General features: G+C 54.0%; 17 protein-coding genes and 1 pseudogene. 14 read left to right on the top strand and 4 right to left on the bottom strand.

Annotated features, from left to right (window positions below; all coding sequences use genetic code 11):
* The first annotated feature begins 17 nt into the window (after positions 1–17).
* The 4 genes and pseudogenes from HBO19_RS25645 to HBO19_RS25630 all read left to right on the top strand — a co-directional run.
* A complete protein-coding gene (locus HBO19_RS25645) occupies positions 18–593 on the top strand; it encodes a TerD family protein (protein ID WP_046071045.1) in 576 nt (191 codons plus the stop codon).
* 82 nt (positions 594–675) lie between these two features.
* On the top strand, positions 676–1,254 hold the full coding sequence (locus tag HBO19_RS25640) for a TerD family protein (protein WP_046071046.1): 579 nt from the start codon (positions 676–678) through the stop codon (positions 1,252–1,254).
* Positions 1,255–1,418: 164 nt separating this feature from the next.
* Positions 1,419–2,279 (top strand): hypothetical protein, encoded by an 861-nt coding sequence (locus HBO19_RS25635; RefSeq protein WP_170058550.1) that lies wholly within the window; start codon positions 1,419–1,421, stop codon positions 2,277–2,279.
* Positions 2,280–2,400: 121 nt separating this feature from the next.
* A pseudogene (locus HBO19_RS25630) lies at positions 2,401–2,724 on the top strand (DUF4158 domain-containing protein); the annotation flags it as partial.
* Positions 2,725–3,043: 319 nt separating this feature from the next.
* Here HBO19_RS25630 and copD read toward each other — a convergent pair.
* The 4 genes from copD to HBO19_RS25610 all read right to left on the bottom strand — a co-directional run bounded on the left by copD (position 3,044) and on the right by HBO19_RS25610 (position 6,811).
* Positions 3,044–3,988 carry a copper homeostasis membrane protein CopD gene (gene copD, locus HBO19_RS25625; protein WP_170058548.1) on the bottom strand — a complete coding sequence of 315 codons (945 nt, stop codon included), beginning with the start codon at positions 3,986–3,988 and terminating at the stop codon, positions 3,044–3,046.
* Positions 3,989–3,991: 3 nt separating this feature from the next.
* Positions 3,992–4,375 (bottom strand): copper homeostasis periplasmic binding protein CopC, encoded by a 384-nt coding sequence (gene copC / locus HBO19_RS25620; protein ID WP_170058547.1) that lies wholly within the window; start codon positions 4,373–4,375, stop codon positions 3,992–3,994.
* Between the two features lie 361 nt (positions 4,376–4,736).
* Positions 4,737–6,125, bottom strand: coding sequence for a heavy metal sensor histidine kinase (locus HBO19_RS25615; protein ID WP_170058546.1), 1,389 nt, complete (start codon positions 6,123–6,125; stop codon positions 4,737–4,739).
* Positions 6,122–6,811: a heavy metal response regulator transcription factor gene (locus HBO19_RS25610; RefSeq protein WP_048388146.1), complete on the bottom strand. Its 690-nt coding sequence runs from the start codon at positions 6,809–6,811 to the stop codon at positions 6,122–6,124. The genes HBO19_RS25615 and HBO19_RS25610 overlap by 4 nt, the downstream gene beginning before the upstream one ends.
* Positions 6,812–7,516: 705 nt before the next feature.
* Between HBO19_RS25610 and ppk2 the strand changes: the two genes are divergently transcribed.
* The 10 genes from ppk2 to HBO19_RS25560 all read left to right on the top strand — a co-directional run bounded on the left by ppk2 (position 7,517) and on the right by HBO19_RS25560 (position 15,902).
* Complete coding sequence (ppk2, locus tag HBO19_RS25605; protein ID WP_052229597.1) at positions 7,517–8,335, top strand: polyphosphate kinase 2; 819 nt, start codon at positions 7,517–7,519, stop codon at positions 8,333–8,335.
* A 25-nt stretch (positions 8,336–8,360) separates the two neighbouring features.
* Complete coding sequence (locus HBO19_RS25600; protein WP_034114920.1) at positions 8,361–10,811, top strand: heavy metal translocating P-type ATPase; 2,451 nt, start codon at positions 8,361–8,363, stop codon at positions 10,809–10,811.
* A gap of 38 nt (positions 10,812–10,849) precedes the next feature.
* Positions 10,850–11,506, top strand: a complete 657-nt coding sequence (locus HBO19_RS25595; protein ID WP_034114919.1) for a DUF6629 family protein — start codon at positions 10,850–10,852, stop codon at positions 11,504–11,506.
* Between the two features lie 34 nt (positions 11,507–11,540).
* Positions 11,541–12,143: a LemA family protein gene (locus HBO19_RS25590; RefSeq protein ID WP_034114918.1), complete on the top strand. Its 603-nt coding sequence runs from the start codon at positions 11,541–11,543 to the stop codon at positions 12,141–12,143.
* The gene (locus tag HBO19_RS25585) at positions 12,140–12,994 is read left to right on the top strand and encodes a TPM domain-containing protein (RefSeq protein ID WP_218575093.1); all 855 of its coding nucleotides are present in this window, start codon (positions 12,140–12,142) and stop codon (positions 12,992–12,994) included. The genes HBO19_RS25590 and HBO19_RS25585 overlap by 4 nt, the downstream gene beginning before the upstream one ends.
* Before the next feature lie 2 nt (positions 12,995–12,996).
* Positions 12,997–13,494, top strand: a complete 498-nt coding sequence (locus HBO19_RS25580) for a TPM domain-containing protein (RefSeq protein WP_034114917.1) — start codon at positions 12,997–12,999, stop codon at positions 13,492–13,494.
* A 96-nt stretch (positions 13,495–13,590) separates the two neighbouring features.
* Positions 13,591–14,025: a hypothetical protein gene (locus HBO19_RS25575; protein WP_052229594.1), complete on the top strand. Its 435-nt coding sequence runs from the start codon at positions 13,591–13,593 to the stop codon at positions 14,023–14,025.
* 38 nt (positions 14,026–14,063) lie between these two features.
* Positions 14,064–14,222 carry a DUF2933 domain-containing protein gene (locus HBO19_RS25570; protein WP_080758785.1) on the top strand — a complete coding sequence of 53 codons (159 nt, stop codon included), beginning with the start codon at positions 14,064–14,066 and terminating at the stop codon, positions 14,220–14,222.
* 94 nt (positions 14,223–14,316) lie between these two features.
* Positions 14,317–14,589, top strand: a complete 273-nt coding sequence (locus HBO19_RS25565; RefSeq protein ID WP_034114916.1) for a DUF5676 family membrane protein — start codon at positions 14,317–14,319, stop codon at positions 14,587–14,589.
* Entirely contained in the window at positions 14,586–15,902 is a 1,317-nt protein-coding gene (locus HBO19_RS25560) for an MFS transporter (protein WP_034114915.1), read from the top strand. The genes HBO19_RS25565 and HBO19_RS25560 overlap by 4 nt, the downstream gene beginning before the upstream one ends.
* Positions 15,903–16,684 lie beyond the last annotated feature (782 nt).

Here is a 16,684-nt window from a genome sequence, read left to right as displayed (position 1 = left end):
CACAAGGAGTAATACCCATGGCGTTGACCCTACAGAAAGGTGGCAATCTCTCGTTGACCAAAACTGACCCGAGCCTGACCAAAATATTGGTAGGCCTGGGCTGGGACCCGCGTGCTACTGATGGTGCTGAGTTCGATCTGGACGCCAGTGCGCTACTGCTGGGCGCAAATGGCAAAGTACGCGGGGAAGCCGACTTCATTTTCTACAACCAGCTGAAAAGCGTTGACGGTTCGGTTGAGCACACTGGCGACAACCGCACTGGTGCAGGCGACGGCGACGACGAAGTAATCAAGGTAGACCTGAGCCGCATCCCGGCCGACGTGGACAAAGTGGTCTTCATCGTTACCATCCACGATGCAGAAGTACGCAAGCAAAGCTTCGGTCAGGTCGGCGGCTCCTTCATTCGCATCGTTAACGATACGACCAATGCGGAAGTAGTTCGTTACGATCTGGCAGAAGACGCGTCGACTGAAACTGCGATGGTGTTTGCTGAGCTGTACCGCAACGGCGGCGAGTGGAAATTCCGCGCTGTTGGCCAGGGTTATGCCGGCGGCTTGAAAGCTCTGGCCAATAACTACGGCATGAATTTTTAAAATTTAGTCATTAATTAAACTGTTTTTTGTTTACTTGGCCTTGATTTCAAGGCCTTGTTTACCTCATGTAAAGGAATCGAAAATGGCCGTATCTCTGCAGAAAGGCGGGAACGTAAGTTTGTCTAAAGAGGCCCCAGGCCTGACCGAAGTCACTGTAGGTCTTGGTTGGGACGCACGAGTTACCGACGGCTCCAAGTTCGACCTCGACGCGTCGATCTTTATCTTGGGTGAAAGTGGCCAGGTTCTCGACGACGCCAGCTTCATTTTCTACAACAACAAGAAATCGGTGGATGGTTCTGTTGAACACATGGGCGACAACCAGTCCGGCGAAGGCGAAGGTGATGACGAGCAAGCCACCGTCAAGTTGAACGGTCTGGCTGCCGCTGTGAAGAAGCTGGTTTTCGCAGTGACCATTCACGACGCTGAAGCGCGCAAGCAGAGCTTCGGCCAGGTTGCCAATGCTTACATCCGTGTAGTGAACAAGGCTGACGGCAAAGAACTGGCGCGCTACGACCTGAGCGAAGACGCTTCGACCGAAACCGCCATGATCTTCGGCGAGCTGTACCGCAATGGCGACGAATTCAAGTTCAAGGCGATCGGCCAAGGGTTTGCTGGTGGCCTGGCGCCTCTGGCTAAATCGATGGGCGTGAACATCGGCTAACCCGCAAGGGTTGAGAAAGCCCCCGCGAAACGGGGGCTTTTTCTTGCCTACAGAAAGACCACGGAGTTGGTCCTGTAGGCGGTTTCGACTACTTCATCACTAGGAGCGACTGCTGGCGATCGCCACGGCAGTCTACCGGTTCTCGGGTTTAAAAGGATATTTGGATGGGCATGTTTCGTGGGGTTGTAGCTGCAGGTGTTTTGGTGTCTATGTCAGGCTGCGGAGCCTACAACGATTTCCAGGCAAACAATGCAGTTCAAGAATACAGGCAGGCATGCCTTGGAAATTATACGAACGAGTGCGAAAGCAAACTGGTCGACACGAACATTGTCATGCTCGAGCTCGCGCGAAGCAACATCGAGCGGGAGAAGGATTCGATCGTGCAAGTCGTCGGCAAAGATGGATTTGATCGTTTCTCAAAAACTGCCAATGAGCTAATTGACCACTTGGTCGATCAACAGGAAAACAAGCGTCCAGGTTTTTTTGCACGATGGTTCCTGGGTGAAGGTCAACCGTTCGGCAACACACGCAACCAACTTTTTGACATTGCAGACATGCAAGAATTACGTGCTGCAGTGCTTCAAAAGATCAGCTCCGGTGTTCACGCGAGCAAAGCACCTGCTAAGCCTAATGAACCAATGACTGAGACTGAGGCAATCTTGTTAGGCAAGGTACCTCAGGCACCGATTCAGGCTCAGGTCACCCCGACTGCCCGGCCGGCGGAACCAGCAGCACAGGCCGTCGAATCGACTGTTCAGGCATTAGTGCCATCCGACCTTGCTGCATCTGCAGATCGGATGATCGCGAGTGAAATCGCCCGGGATGGCGGGGATGAATACAAAGAGGGCCGTCAGGTTAAGTTTGCTGACCTAAATAACGACGGCATCAAGGATGCCGTGGTGCTTTACACGATCGAAGGTCAAGGTGGCGGCAATGGCTACTTCCAAACCCTTGCCGCGTTCATTGGCGACTCGGCAGGATGGGACTTCCGTGGAAGGGGTTATGCCGAGATAAAGGAAAATTAGGACATTCGCTCTGTAATATTATGATATTGCTATGATTTAAATTTTTTCTGCGGTTCCTTTCCTCGTCCTAAGTTTAGCCGTCTATGCTGAAGGTTTTGCTTTTCCTTGAGGGACGAACTCCATGGCCTCTCTGGAGCGGACAGCCTATCCGAAGCTGCCGGCGAATCTGTCGTCGAAAGAGCTTCATCAGAGCTATTCGCTCTCAGAATCTGAGCTCGAATGGCTTTCTAGAACGGCTAAAAGCCCTGTTCTTACCATTGGGTTAGCCGTTCTACTTAAAGTATTCCAACAGCTGCATTACTTTCCCGCTCTCGAAGAGATTCCAGCTGAAATCGTCAACCATGTCAGGTCGTGCCTGAGTTACGGGGCGCGCATAGCTCCTCGTTATGCGAATCCTCGAACCCTGTACCGTCATCAAACAGCTATCCGCCAATATCTACAGATCGCCCCGACGATATTGGAAGGCTCCCCTCTCGCCGTAGCTACCGCTGATGTTGACAGTATTTAGGAGAAGGCGATCGCCCTTCAAGGGGATATTTCTGCCTTATGTTCTTGCTTGCAAACAGGCTCTAAGCACTTGGCTCCTTTGGCAGCACTTGCTCCTGACTATTAGCGGCAAGGGTGCGGACTTTAACCCCCGGAGCCAACTGCTGGTGACAAACGAGTTGTGGCTTGAGACCGTAGCGTTACGGCAACATGGACGCTTGGCTCAACGCTCACAAAATTTGCGTTGCTCTAGGTAGCGGTGGACATTATGCGGAGTATTAATGCTGCACCGTGCTCATATCCATCTCCGGGCTCAGGGTTCCTAGCCAAGCGACAAGACATACTATGACTACTGCAACGGAGAATTCAAGGGTCATACTACGTCGTAAAGCATTGACGGCGACGGTATGGTCCCCTTCCTTGATTGAGCGTTCTAACAGTGGACTCAAATGGAACCGATTTAGCGTCGCTAATATAATCATACCTACGAAGAGTAAAACTTTCAAAAATAGCAGAAAGCCATAAGTAGTTAGCATCACTTCGTCCAGGGTTGGGCCCACGATAAAGAGATAGTTCACTACGCCACTAATGCTTAAAGTCACAACAATTAGCGCGCCAGCTGATTCAAACCCAGTCAGGACACGGGAGAGAACCCGTATTTCTTGTCCGCCGTTTAGTCTTTTCGCACGCAGCAGTAAAGCGAATGCGGCCAGAGCTCCCATCCAACCGCCGGCTGCCAGAAGGTGAAGGATATCGCTAATGAAATGTATATAACGACGATTGCCTTCGTCCATTGCGCCATGTCCTGTCCACGCTAGGGTAGCGAGAGCAATAGCACCGAAGACGGTAACCGCCCAAAGACTGAGAGTTGGGAGGTGCTTGTTAAGTGTGATGGCGATACCTGCCAGCACCAGGGCTGCTATTCGGACCATCCAGGTGAGCCCGACGTCGGTACCAGTTAGAACCATTTCGAAGATGTGATGGTGAAGCTCCATAAACGTTGAAACGCCGCTCATCGCTTTCGCAAGTAACAACATGGCAGCAAGGGACAGAAGTACACCAACAACTGCAGTGCCGAAAAGGAGCGACTCAAAATTCAAGGCAACGCCGGATACCCGCTCCTTTCCCCTGAGGCTATACAAGCCAAAAATGGCCAATCCAAACAGCAGCATCAGGTCTAAATAAAGAGCGAAGCGAAGGGCGATGTTGATTGAGTCGCTCATGGATCATTTCACTTTAAAAGAAAAATTGCCGGTAATAGGATGAGTGTCGGAGGAGACTGCCCGCCATTCGACCTTATAAGTACCTGTGGTTAGCGGAGCGGCGGGCGTGATAACCATCATTTTCGGATCGTCGCCGCCGGCGACACCAGCCTTAACACCCATAGGTGAATTCGGCATACCCGGCATGTCAGTCATGATCAGTTTCGCTCCCGAGAACTGAGTCGTGAGATTCTCCGAGAAGTGCAGCTCGATCTTGGAAGGTGCCGCAGACGTCGAGCCTTCCACTGGGGTAGAAGACACCAGTTTTGGATGCGCCTGGGCGATAGCGCTCACGAGCAAACCGACGGTAAGTACAACAGCTACGGTAGTAGTTTTAAAGAATGACATGCAAGACTCCTCACAGCATAAGCTGTTGGTTCGAGGTTGGGTGGGGGAGATCTAGTTTTTACTTCTCAATTCCGATTAAAACCACAGGCGAATACCAAGCGTATGCCGCGAACTTAACCCTGGTTATGGATCAGGATGATCCGCGTTATAGAGCTAGGACACGATGCCACATGACTGCCGACCATTCGATTACATTTCAGTAAGCTTTGCGCATGCCCTCTGGTCCATAATTGAGGGTTGTCATCGTGGCTTTTTATTTTCCCAATGTGCGCTACATTGGCTTTCTCTCTGAAGCCTGTCGGTCAATCCGTCTTGGAGCAAAGTGAATCGCCCCTTGCTCCAAGACGGCGCCTCAGCGAGGCTAGGCCCGTTTCGATCCGGCATTAGGAAATTCCATATGGAAGGCTGTTTTTCGATTGGATGAGGTACACCAGATCTTGCCTTCATGGGCTTCTACGATCGACCGCGTAATTGAGAGCCCCAGTCCAGCATTGCTGGGGCTCCCTTCACGCCGTGCCGGATCCGCGCGATAAAAACGATCGAAGAGCTTTTCAAGGTGTTCGGGGGCAATGGTTTCTCCTGGATTTTCCACAACCACAAATGTCGAGGTACTTCTCTGTTGGATATCGACATTGATGGTCCTCCCCTCCGGGGTGTACCGCAGCGCATTAGAAAGCAGATTCGAGATAGCTCTGTGCAGCATTAGTACGTCGCCCCGGACACTCCCTGCCCCTGAAACCGTTAGGTTGATGCCGCGCTCATCTGCCAGCAGGCGGTAGTATTCGAGCAGCTTCTCTACGACGTCCAATAGGTCTATCGGTTTGTTCTCATGGGTAATCAGGCCGTTGTCAGATTTAGCCAGAAAGAGCATGTCGTCGATCATCCGAGACATACGCTTCAAGTCATCCAGATTCGAATACAGATTGTCTTCGTAGTCCTCAATATTCCTTTTTCTAGAGAGCACCACTTCGGTATGGGTCATCAGATTACTGACCGGTGTGCGCAGTTCGTGAGCAATGTCCGCAGAGAAATTTGATAACCGGACAAAAGCATCATCCAGACGTGACAACATCGCGTTGAACGACGACACCATCTGTTGAAGCTCTTTTGGAACAGACGCTAATGGAATGCGCTCTTTAAGTGACTTGGCCGACATCGACGCAGCGACCTTGGTCACCTGACGAATAGGACGCATGCCACTGCCGGCAACCAACCAGCCCAGCCCCGCGCTGACGAGCGCGCTGATCACCAGCCCTATCCAGAACCATCGCTGGAGCGTCTCAAAGAAAAACATGTGCTCAGTAACATCAGAGATCAAGATCACGGTCAGCGGCTTGTCCCGACCGGTCACCATCGCTTGAGCAGTCAAGCCACGGAACATCTGCTCTTGGTTCTGCCATTCCCAAAAATTATTGTTGGTCGTCGTGAGGAACTCCTCCGGAACATTGAGTGGCCCTGGATCAGCGAAAAGTAGCCTCCCGTCATCGTCTAGGATGACGGCTGTCAAATTACGGTGAGCCCCGAGCAGAGCCTGTAACTCTGGCTTTAACTCGCCGAATTGATCGGTACTCTTCAGCTCCCCCAGGATTCTCTGGGTCGAGTGGAGTTTTTCGTTTAGAGCCTCTTGATCCAACATTTTGAAGTGATGCTGGCTGAGGTGGTTAAAGCTGACTCCGGCGACGGTGAGCACAGCTGTTACCGCAAGCATGAACATCAGACTCATGCGTGTAGTCAGGGACAGACGGTTCATTTTGACTCCGAATCGGGTGCATCAAGCATGTAGCCCATACCACGTGCTGTGTGGATCAGCTTGACCTCAAAACTGTCATCAATCTTCGCTCTGAGCCTGCGCACCGCAACCTCGATTACGTTTGTATCGCTGTCGAAATTCATGTCCCAAACTTGCGAGGCGATGAGCGACTTCGGCAGCACTTCGCCCCGGCGACGGAGCAGCAACTCCAGCAGCGCAAACTCTTTGGCCGTCAGGTCTATGCGTTTCCCCCCCCGAATGGCCCTGCGTTTGAGCAGGTCAACCTCAAGGTCGGCCAGTTTCAAATTGGTTGGCGAAGGTGCGCCATTACCGCGACGCAGCAGTGTTCTGACGCGGGCCAGCAATTCAGAAAATGCGAAGGGCTTGATCAGGTAATCATCCGCTCCGAGCTCAAGCCCCTTAACGCGATCTTCAACACGGTCTCGCGCAGTCAGAAATAACACCGGTACATCTTTCCCTGCCAAACGCACCTTCTGAAGCACTTCCCACCCATCCAGACCGGGCATCATAACGTCCAGAATCAGCAGGTCATACGCTTCGCTCAAGGCGTGTTGCAGGGCCTCAGTACCATTGGTGAAACGATCAACGTTGAACCCAGCCTCAGTAAGGCCCTGTTGCAAGTAGATACCTATTTTCGGTTCGTCTTCCGCAACCAGCAGTCTCATAGGAGTGGCTCTCGAAGTGATGATGGGGCTGAGTTTGCAACGAATTAGCCCAGCCAACCAGAAACTGACAGAAATGTAATTCTGGCTTCAGGTTGATGTCAGCAAGCGTTGTCTAGAGTTTGCCCATGAACACCGTCAAGTGCTCATCCGACTCTCCAGAGAGAAAAATCCTCAGGAGTCGGACACCATCCCTATCAAGGAGCTTCAAGTTCTCCGCCGCCTCTATTTAAGCCCATTGAGGTAAAGGATGTTTGTCATTGATCTAGGTTAATTAATGGCCGTCTAAAACCTGTTAGCCTAAATTTATAATGGCAGACTCAATCTTGACAAAAGTAATCCAGAAATCACGAACCTTACCAAAATGTAATCTTTGCGTAGCTGGTGTGTCAGTAATGACCGTCTACGCTAGATCTAGCTAAATCAGAGTTTCAGCCTTAGGTATCACGGAGATGCATGTCTCGCTATTAGACATGCACTCAATCAGATTTGGTGCTTGACCTGTGTGTTACACACAAGTGTAAAAGATGGGTGTATTAAATATTAAAAGACTTTGACCCAAGTAAAGTGAATGTCACTTAGACGAGATGATTTTTCAAGCTAAGTCCATAGGCGCACCTCTTTTCCTTATTCTGACTTCGACGGAGGAATACAATCTTGAGTAAAAAACATGGCAAGAAAAAGCAACACAAGGGCAATGTTGAGGTAATCGACGCTTTATTAATAAACCGCCTCGATTCCGTCCTCAGTGTCGAGCCACAAAATGCTTCGATTTCGCGCGAGGACTACCGTGAGCAGTTACACCTTCTCCAGCTAGAAATGGTCAAACTGCAGCGCCATTTCATTGGCTGCCGGGACAAGATACTGGTGATTCTTGAGGGGCGCGATTCTTCGGGCAAGGATGGCAGCATCAAACGCATCGTCAAGCACCTCAGTCCGCGTGAAACGCGGGTGGTTGCACTGGGCAAACCATCCGATCGTGATCGCAGTGGCTGGTACTTCCAGCGTTACGTACCCCATCTTCCGGTGGCTGAGGAACTCGTGCTGTTCAACCGCAGTTGGTATAACCGCGCCGGCGTTGAGCACGTAATGGACTTCTGCACCCAGGATGAGTACGAGGAGTTCATGACCTCGGTGCCACAGTTTGAGGAGATGCTGGTCAATTCAGGCATCAAGCTGCTGAAGTACTACCTCGACATCAGCAAGGAAGAGCAGATAAAACGCCTGGCCGATCGCAAACACGACCCGCTCAAGCAGTGGAAGATCAGCCCGATCGACTCGGTAGCAGTCAAGCAGTGGAAGGCCTACTCAGATGCCCGCGATGCAATGTTGACACGCACTCACACTGCAATCGCGCCATGGCACATCGTGCGCACTGACAACAAACATCTAGGGCGCCTGAACCTGATGCGCGACATTCTGCGGCGGTTGCACTACGCCGGCAAGAAGGACAAAAACGTCCGGCCCGACCTGAACATCGTGTTCGAATTCACGCCTGACTGCATCCCCCACCAGCGGCTGTCGTGATCACACTGTTTAATAGGGAACCATCATGAAGATAAGCACCATTGAAGTCGGTAACTTGGTCTCCGCACTGAGTGCCTCGGGCGTAGAGCGACAACTTGCGACCATGGTTGGCGTCCACCACGTTGATGTGAACTATGTTGCCGGCAGCGCCACGATCCACTATGACGAGGACCAAGTCACACTCACAGACCTGCAGCAACGTGTCGCCGACTGCGGCTATCACTGTGGCGGTGAGCTGTTGCCCGCTCACGTTTGCAGCCCTTCAGAACACAAGGCGGACGGGGCGTCCCCGGACGGACGAACTAAACATGTCGACCACACGGCCCACGAGAAAAAGGCCTCCAGCGCCGCACCGGATAAATCGAGTTCTGCCCGCAAGGGTTCCCACGCGGGGCACGCTGCGGCAAAAGGCTCGGCAGGTGGAGAAAAAGACGAAATGATGCATGACATGGGGCACTCGGCCGGTATGTCGATGCAAGACATGGCGATCGACATGCGCAACCGGTTCTTCGTTGCGCTGCTGTTCGCCATTCCAGTATTCCTGTATTCGCCGATGGGCCAGATGTTCGGCGATTTCGCAACTCCGTTTGGACTAGAGCGCAAGCTGTTCCTGTTCATCGTCGCCACGGCGGGTATCGCATATCCGGGCTGGCCATTCTTCGTCGCTGCCTGGCGCGCCATGCGCAATGGTGTGGCCAATATGGCTACGCTGGTCGTTTTGTCAGTAGGCACGGGGTACATCTTCAGTCTGGGCGCCACCTTCTTCTTCGAGGGGGATGTCTTCTATGAGGCTGTGTCCGTACTGCTGGTATTTATCTTGCTCGGGCATTGGCTGGAAATGCGAGCGCGGGCAGGCGCATCTGATGCCATCAGAGCTTTGATGGATTTGGCACCGCCTTTGGCTACGGTCATCCGCAACGGTGTTGAAACCAAGGTGCCAACGTCAGAAGTCCTTGCGGGCGAAACCGTTATCATTAAGCCGGGTGACAAAATTCCGGTCGACGGTGAAGTAACTGACGGAAGCTCGCAAGTTGATGAATCGATGCTCACCGGAGAGTCAATGCCGGTCAAAAAGTCCGTCGGCGACGCCGTGATTGGCGCGACGATCAACAAGAGCGGCAGCTTCCAGTACAAGGCTACGAAGGTGGGCGCTGACACTGCTCTGGCGCAGATTGTTAAGCTGGTACAAGAAGCCCAAAACTCCAAGGCGCCTGGGCAGCTACTCGCTGACCAAGCAGCGCAGTGGCTGGTATGGATCGCCATTGCGATCGCCTTGCTGACATTCATTGTCTGGTTTTGGGTCCTCGGGCAGCCTTTGCTGCTTGCGCTCACGCTGACGATTACGGTCTTCGTGATCGCTTGTCCTGACGCATTGGGGCTGGCGACGCCAATGGCCATCATGGTTGGCACCGGCTTGGGAGCGATGAACGGCATTCTGTTCAAGAATGCGTCTGCCCTCGAGAACGCCACCAAGTTGACCGTCGTCGTCTTCGACAAGACCGGAACGTTGACACTAGGTCAACCGGACGTCGTCGAGACGGTGACCGCGAAGGGCGTCGACGAAAACCGTCTGCTGGCCACGGCAGCTGCGGTCGAGAAATTCTCAGAACACCCGCTCGCGCTCGCCGTCCTCAAGCGCGCCGGCGAGCTACCTACCGAGATTGCCACCGACTTCGCCAATATCGACGGTCAGGGTGCGCGCGCTTCGATTGGCGCCGATGCTGTCCTGCTCGGTAACCGCAAGTTGATGGAAGCGGAGAAGATCGATCTTGGGGAACTGGATACGCAAGCCGCTAGGCTCCAGGGCGGCGGAAGAACAGTGGTCTATGTCGCCCGCGCAAGCAAGTTGATCGGCCTAATAGCCATTGCCGATGCTGTTAGACCAACCTCTAAGCAGGCTATTGCCAAGCTGCAGGAGCGCGGTGTCAAGGTCGCGATGTTAACCGGTGACAACCAGGCGACCGCCGAACGCATCGGGAAAGAGCTTGGCATAGACATCCTCTTTGCCGACGTGCTGCCTGGCCAGAAGGCCTCTAAGGTCAAGGAACTGCAAGAGCAGGGGCACAAGGTAGGCATGGTCGGCGACGGTATCAACGACGCCCCGGCTTTGACTCAGTCCGATGTTGGCTTTGCCATCGGGGCAGGCACCGATGTAGCGATGGAAAGCGCCCAGGTGGTGCTGATGAAGAGCGATCCCTACGATGTAGTCGGCGCCATCGTGTTGTCACGCGCAACATTGCGCAAGATGCACCAGAACCTATGGTGGGCAGTCGCCTACAACGCCATCGCTTTCCCGCTCGCTGCCGGGGTGTTCTACCCCTTTATTCTGTCGCCGGAAGTCGCAGCGTTGTCCATGTCGGGCAGTTCGGCAGTTGTGGCTATCAATGCGCTGCTGCTTAAACGCACCAAGCTCGTGGGTATTAAGCAGGCTAAATCTGCCCCGGTTCATAATCTTGCAACAGACGCATCCTTATGAGCCCGCTCAACCAAGCAGTGGCCGGGAGGGCTGACTAAATGTGTTTCTCAGCCACTGCCAGCTTTACCGCAGGGACCTTGCTGCTCGGGATCGGTACGCTGGTACTTAGGGCAGCGCGCCGTCCGAACGAGTTAGCATTCGCTGCCATTCCGCTGTTATTCGCCATTCAGCAACTGGTTGAAGGAGTGGTCTGGCTGACCTTCAACTTTGATGCACCACTGTTGAACACGCTGATGACACACGTGTATTCGTTCTTTTCGCATGTGCTGTGGCCGGCTTACATACCCTTGGCTGTGTATATGCTTGAGCCTCCTGGTCGCCGCAGGCGTGCGCTGATCCCGGTGGTTGCAATAGGTGCTGCGGTCAGCACCTATCTGTTGTACATGCTTGTGGTGTACTCAGTAGTGTCGCGTCCCATCGGCCAGCATGTTGAATATGACTCGCCACACTTCTATGCGGCTGCGGTGATGTTGCTGTACTTGGTTTCAACCACCGTGAGTCCGCTGCTGTCCACACACCGTATGGTCAAGGTCTTCGGCGCGTTGGCGTTATTGTCATTTGGCGCAGTTTATTACTTCTATACAGCCTGGTTCATCTCGGTGTGGTGCTTTTTTGCCGCACTGCTGAGCAGCGTAATTTATTTCCACTTTGTCTTGCCGCAGCCTAGGCGGAGCCTAACCGAAGTAGCATCTTGAGTTTTCGCCGATTCAATCCTAAGGAGTATTGATGATGAAGAAACTATCGACTCTAATTGTGCTAACGCTAGTGCTTAGTCTCACTGGCTGCGGCTATAACAACTTTCAAAGCAGCGACGAACAGGTTAAGGCCAGTTGGTCGGAGGTGATCAATCAATATCAGCGTCGCGCAGACTTGGTGCCCAATCTGGTCAAAACCGTCAAAGGCGAGGCGAAGTTCGAGCAGGACACACTGACCAAGGTGGTCGAAGCCCGCGCCCAAGCCACCTCGATTCAAGCGACTCCGGAGTTGGTCAACGACCCGCTGGCGTTGCAGAAATTCCAGCAGGCGCAAAGCCAGTTGGGCGGGGCATTGTCGCGCTTGCTGGTGGTCTCTGAAAATTATCCGAGCCTGCGTGCCAATCAGGGTTTTCGCGATCTCGCGGCGCAATTGGAAGGCACCGAAAATCGCATAACGGTGGCGCGCAACCGCTATATCAAGGCGGTGCAGGAGTACAACGTGACTGTGCGTTCGTTTCCCGCCAACCTGACTGCGCTGGCACTCGGCTATAAGGAAAAGCCAAGCTTCACGGTCGAGAATGAAAAACAAATCTCGACGCCGCCGAGTGTCAGCTTTGATACCGAGGCAGCCAAGTGATTTCCGCTAAAGCCATCAGTCGAAGCAGTCGCTTGCTGCTCGCAGCGCTGACCTTTGGCTGGGCGCTGATTTCCGTCGCAGAGCTCCAAGTTCCGCCATTGACGGGGCATGTCATCGACCAGACGGAGACACTCTCAACAGAGCAAAAGGCTGCACTGGAGCAATCCTTAACGGCGCTCGAAGCCAGGAAGGGAAGCCAGCTTTCGGTGTTGATAGTGGCTTCGACGGCTCCAGAAGAAATCGAACAGTACGCGTTGCGAGTGGCCGAGCAATGGCAACTTGGCCGTAAGAATATTGATGATGGCGCCATTCTGGTGATCGCGAAGAACGACCGGGCTCTGCGAATCGAGGTGGGCTACGGCCTGGAAGGCGCACTCAACGATGCCACCAGTAAACGCATCATCAGCGAGATCATCCTGCCGCGCTTTAAACGTCAGGATTTTTATGGCGGTATCAGGGATGGGGTGGAGCAAATCGTTCGGGTCATTGACGGCGAAGCCTTGCCCGCGCCCATAGCGCCAACCTCAGCCGATGTTGGCGCAATACAACAGTACATTCCGCTGTTGTTTATTTTGGCCCTCGGCGTGGGCGCAGTGTTGCGCGCGTCGCTGGGCAAGGGAGTGGGTTCCGTGGTTACCGGCGGGGTGGTCGCGCTGATCGCCTGGTTCGCTGCCGGAGGGTTGTTGATGCCATTGCTCGCCGGCGTGGCTGCGGTGCTTTTCAGCATGTTCGGTGGCAGCATGTCGGGGTATCGACACGGCGGCTTCTATGGTGGGCTGAGCAACCGTGGCGGCGGTTTCCATGGTGGCGGCGGTGGCTTCGGTGGTGGTGGGGCGTCGGGGAGGTGGTAGTAATGAAGCTTAAACGGGTCATAAATCACTTGTTGGTGACTGACAGGCAACTCAGGCGGATCTTTCCAGGGAGTACATTGAGTAAGATTGAAGCGGCCATCAAGGCGAGCGAGGTCGTACATGCCGGAGAAATCCGCTTCGCGCTCGAAGGTGGGCTAAGCGCTGCGGCGCTGCTTAATGGGCAGTCTACCCGCGACCGCGCGATTGAACTGTTCTCGCAACTTGGTGTGTGGGACACCGAAGATAATAGTGGCGTACTGATCTATCTGTTGTTTGCCGATCGGGCCGTGGAAATCGTTGCTGACCGCGGCATTAACGCCAAGCTGGACGTGCAGGCATGGAGCAAGGTCTGTCGCCAAATGGAGGACGCCTTCAGCCAGGGAAATTTCGAAGCTGGCGTGCTCAGTGGCGTGCAGGCAGTAACGCAGCACCTACTTCTGCACTTTCCTTCTGAGCGCTGCAACGCGAATGAATTGCCTGACAAGCCGGTGCTGCTGTAAGGCTGAGCACTTCATAAAAATACCGATGTCAGCGCAGCGTGGAAACATGCGCCTTGGCTGACCAGTCGTTCAGCTTTTCATGCGAGGAGTCGAGACATGCAACACCAAACACAGTATGAAAGCACGCTAATCGCCGCCTTCACCAACCATGGTGATGCTGTGGTGGCTGTCCGTAAACTCGCTATCGATGGCTTCGATACGCAGCGTTTCAGTATCGTGGGGTTAGGGCGCTTAGATGGAATGATAATGGCGGTCGTCGAGGGTTCCGCTTTATTCGGCAGTGTGGCCGCATTTGACGCAGCGCTATCCAGGATTGGAATCCCGAAGGACCGCGTGATCGAGTATGAGCAAGCCATCAGAACAGATAAATTTCTCGTCGTGGCGCATGGTTTGTCTTTAGAAATGGAAAAAACGAAGGTGGTGCTGGAGACGAGCAACCCAGCGCTAATAGATCTATATGAAAGCGCTAAAAACCAAGCTTCAGATGATATGCAATCGATGGCTAGGATGGATGATGCAAGGGCCATTTGACGTATAGACACATCGACAACCCCTGAAGGAGAAACGTCATGGTGTGGCTGACAGAAAACTGGTTTTGGATTTTGATCTTCATCGCCTTTATCGCGATGCACCTGTTCGGTCACGGCGGTCACGGCAGTGTGGATAAAGAAAACAGCGCAAAGCAAAGTAGCGCGGTGAAGACGAAGTCAGGCGGCCATCGGCACTGAGTGACCGAGCTCACTCGCGCTCCAATGTTCACGCAAACAATGCTCACCAGCGTCGCGAGCACTGCCAGTTCGAAGCCCATAAGGAGCAAGACAAATGCTGAATATTAAAATTGTCAGTTGGTCGCTCGGACTCTTCGCCGCCATCAGCTTCGTGCTATGCGTCATCTATGGTTTGATCGTGCCGGCGAACCTACGCATGGCTGCATTCTTGGAGATGGTTCTGCCAGCGTTCAAGTGGCTTACCTTCTGGGGCTTCTGCCTAGGTTTGATCGAGAGCTTTCTTTACGGGGCCTATGTCGGACTGGTGTTCGTGCCCATCTACAACTTGCTCACCCGCTTGTGGGCTGCGCCGGACGTACAGAAGTGAAACAAACCATCGCTGCCAGTAGCTCTAGAAAGACCGCTGGACCAGATGTGCTGCGGGCTGTCCAGCTAGCGTGGCTGGCGGGTTCTGTCTTCAGCGTCTCCGCCGGCTATGGGGCGCTAATACCCGTCTTGCCAGGCTGGTTGACCTCAATGCTGCCCGGCATAAGCTACATTGAAGTCAGCAAGCACGTTGGTTTTCTCAGTGGTGTGTATGCGGCCGGTGTGCTGCTGGGGGCGCCGCTCTGGGGGATCGCTTCGGATCGAGTCGGGCGCGGCCGGATCCTGCTAATCGGGCTCGCCGGCTACGTCATCAGTCAATTGCTCTTGTTGTTCCCAGCGATTGTCGGATTGGTGGGGATATATGTGCTGCGCGCTGCGACCGGCTTCTTCGTCGCCGCGGTCGTTCCTGTCGTCGCGGCGTTGGTCGCCGAACACACGCCGGTGGAGCAGCGCGCGCGGCGTTTCGCGTGGCTGGGAGCCATGTCACTGCTGGGATTTCTGTTCGGTCCCGCACTGATCGAGGTAGCTAACGGTGTCGGGCGATTACTACTTGTCGACGGAGTGGTTAACACGGCGCTATCAGCGAAGCTCGTGCTGGTTCTATCAGCCCTGCTAGGCGGGATGATGATGCTCGGGCTGGCTGGCACTTTGCCCTCGTCGCCTGTCGTTGAGGCTGCCGTCCAAACCAAGCCGGCAAGCTTGGTCCGCGCTCAGCCAACCGCGCTGCTGTGGCTCAGTGGAGTAGTGATGTTCGTGCTGGCGGGCTTTGAACTCGGTCTTGTGCTGCAACAGTCCCCTCGGCACGCGGCGCTCATGCTGGCCGAGTGCAGCCTTGTCATGCTGGGCGTAAACGCCGTGCTCTTCGTTACGTCGTTACTGGAGAAACGCGCGGCGCGAACCCTCATCGGCATCGGGCTTGTCCTCGCGATTTTTGGTTTGACGGTGCTGGCGGCCGGTCGTTCAGGCGCTTGGATGTACCTGGGTGTCAGCCTGACTTCGGCGGGTATAGGTCTGGTACTTCCGGTCATCACCTACCTGGCCGCAGGCGCCGCGCCGAACAGCTTGGGTGCCGTTATGGGCGGTCTAGCCGCAGCATCGGGTCTTGGCCAGACCCTGGGCTCGGCTGCAGGAGGTTGGCTCTTCGGAGTGTTGGCGCAGCACAGCTATGGCTGGCTGACGCTACCCCTGATGGTGATGCTAATACTGCTGCTGGTAAGGTCGGGATGGTGGACGGTCGTTGCCGTCGCAGCCGCCCCAAGCCCCAAGTCGGGCGGCATGACGAGTGAGCCGTCCGCAACGACTCCCGCCATCTAGGCCCGCTGTTACCACGTCGATAATCAACAGAATTTAGGCGTCACCGAGGGTATGGCTGGAGAGTATCAGTCCTGGTCAATACACGGTCTACCGCCAACTGCTCTGAGCCTCTGTCAGTAAGTTTTAGTTCTGGCTAATCTGCGGCTATCAAGGGCTTTATGCGGTGCATTCAGCATTGCGTGCGCCTTGAGAATGCAGTGAATCGATCAAAGCAATCCGTAGCTTACAGAATCACAATCTTGGCCTCATGCCTCATGCCTCATGCCTCTGTCAGGTAAGGTTACCTAGTGTGCATCGATGAACTGAAATCGATCGACCAGACGGCGCTGAGCCACTGGGGGGAATACTCGAGTGCGCGCGATGCGCTGCTGGAACAGACGCATCACTCTTAAAGTCCCAGGATCGTGGTCAACGCGGACGACAATAAGTGCGCCCGCCTGAACGTCTTGGCGCAACAGAGTTGGTGGGATGAAGCCACCCTACGCATCGCAATGCCGGAAGTTCTCAGGTGCAAGTAGTTATCGCCGATATAGTCTTAAAGTATGGGCAAATCAATTATTTAAATCTGAAGCTTACAGAAATGTAAGCTTAGCTTAAGCAAGTTGTAAGGAAACCTTGTCAAGGCATGTGACCATGAACACTTGGTTGAACTTTTGTATCCGTCCGGCCAACTCACCTTCCGAACTCCAGCATTAAGGACGATGGTGTCCGCGTATTTTTAAGCGGACGCGATAGCCCTTATCGCCGGGATTTCCATGCGCCAACGAAGCTCTTACCCCAAA

It is taken from the genome of Pseudomonas sp. WS 5021, assembly GCF_012985535.1.
GTDB lineage: Bacteria > Pseudomonadota > Gammaproteobacteria > Pseudomonadales > Pseudomonadaceae > Aquipseudomonas.
This window is presented reverse-complemented; position numbering and strand designations above follow the sequence as displayed.

Coding starts and splice junctions, on each gene's coding strand:
- HBO19_RS25645 (WP_046071045.1), top strand. CDS start 18: ATGGCGTTGACCCTACAGAAAGGTGGCAATCTCTCGTTGACCAAAACT.
- HBO19_RS25640 (WP_046071046.1), top strand. CDS start 676: ATGGCCGTATCTCTGCAGAAAGGCGGGAACGTAAGTTTGTCTAAAGAG.
- HBO19_RS25635 (WP_170058550.1), top strand. CDS start 1,419: ATGGGCATGTTTCGTGGGGTTGTAGCTGCAGGTGTTTTGGTGTCTATG.
- copD (WP_170058548.1), bottom strand. CDS start 3,988: ATGAGCGACTCAATCAACATCGCCCTTCGCTTCGCTCTTTATTTAGAC.
- copC (WP_170058547.1), bottom strand. CDS start 4,375: ATGTCATTCTTTAAAACTACTACCGTAGCTGTTGTACTTACCGTCGGT.
- HBO19_RS25615 (WP_170058546.1), bottom strand. CDS start 6,125: ATGAACCGTCTGTCCCTGACTACACGCATGAGTCTGATGTTCATGCTT.
- HBO19_RS25610 (WP_048388146.1), bottom strand. CDS start 6,811: ATGAGACTGCTGGTTGCGGAAGACGAACCGAAAATAGGTATCTACTTG.
- HBO19_RS25600 (WP_034114920.1), top strand. CDS start 8,361: ATGAAGATAAGCACCATTGAAGTCGGTAACTTGGTCTCCGCACTGAGT.
- HBO19_RS25595 (WP_034114919.1), top strand. CDS start 10,850: ATGTGTTTCTCAGCCACTGCCAGCTTTACCGCAGGGACCTTGCTGCTC.
- HBO19_RS25590 (WP_034114918.1), top strand. CDS start 11,541: ATGAAGAAACTATCGACTCTAATTGTGCTAACGCTAGTGCTTAGTCTC.
- HBO19_RS25580 (WP_034114917.1), top strand. CDS start 12,997: ATGAAGCTTAAACGGGTCATAAATCACTTGTTGGTGACTGACAGGCAA.
- HBO19_RS25575 (WP_052229594.1), top strand. CDS start 13,591: ATGCAACACCAAACACAGTATGAAAGCACGCTAATCGCCGCCTTCACC.
- HBO19_RS25570 (WP_080758785.1), top strand. CDS start 14,064: ATGGTGTGGCTGACAGAAAACTGGTTTTGGATTTTGATCTTCATCGCC.
- HBO19_RS25565 (WP_034114916.1), top strand. CDS start 14,317: ATGCTGAATATTAAAATTGTCAGTTGGTCGCTCGGACTCTTCGCCGCC.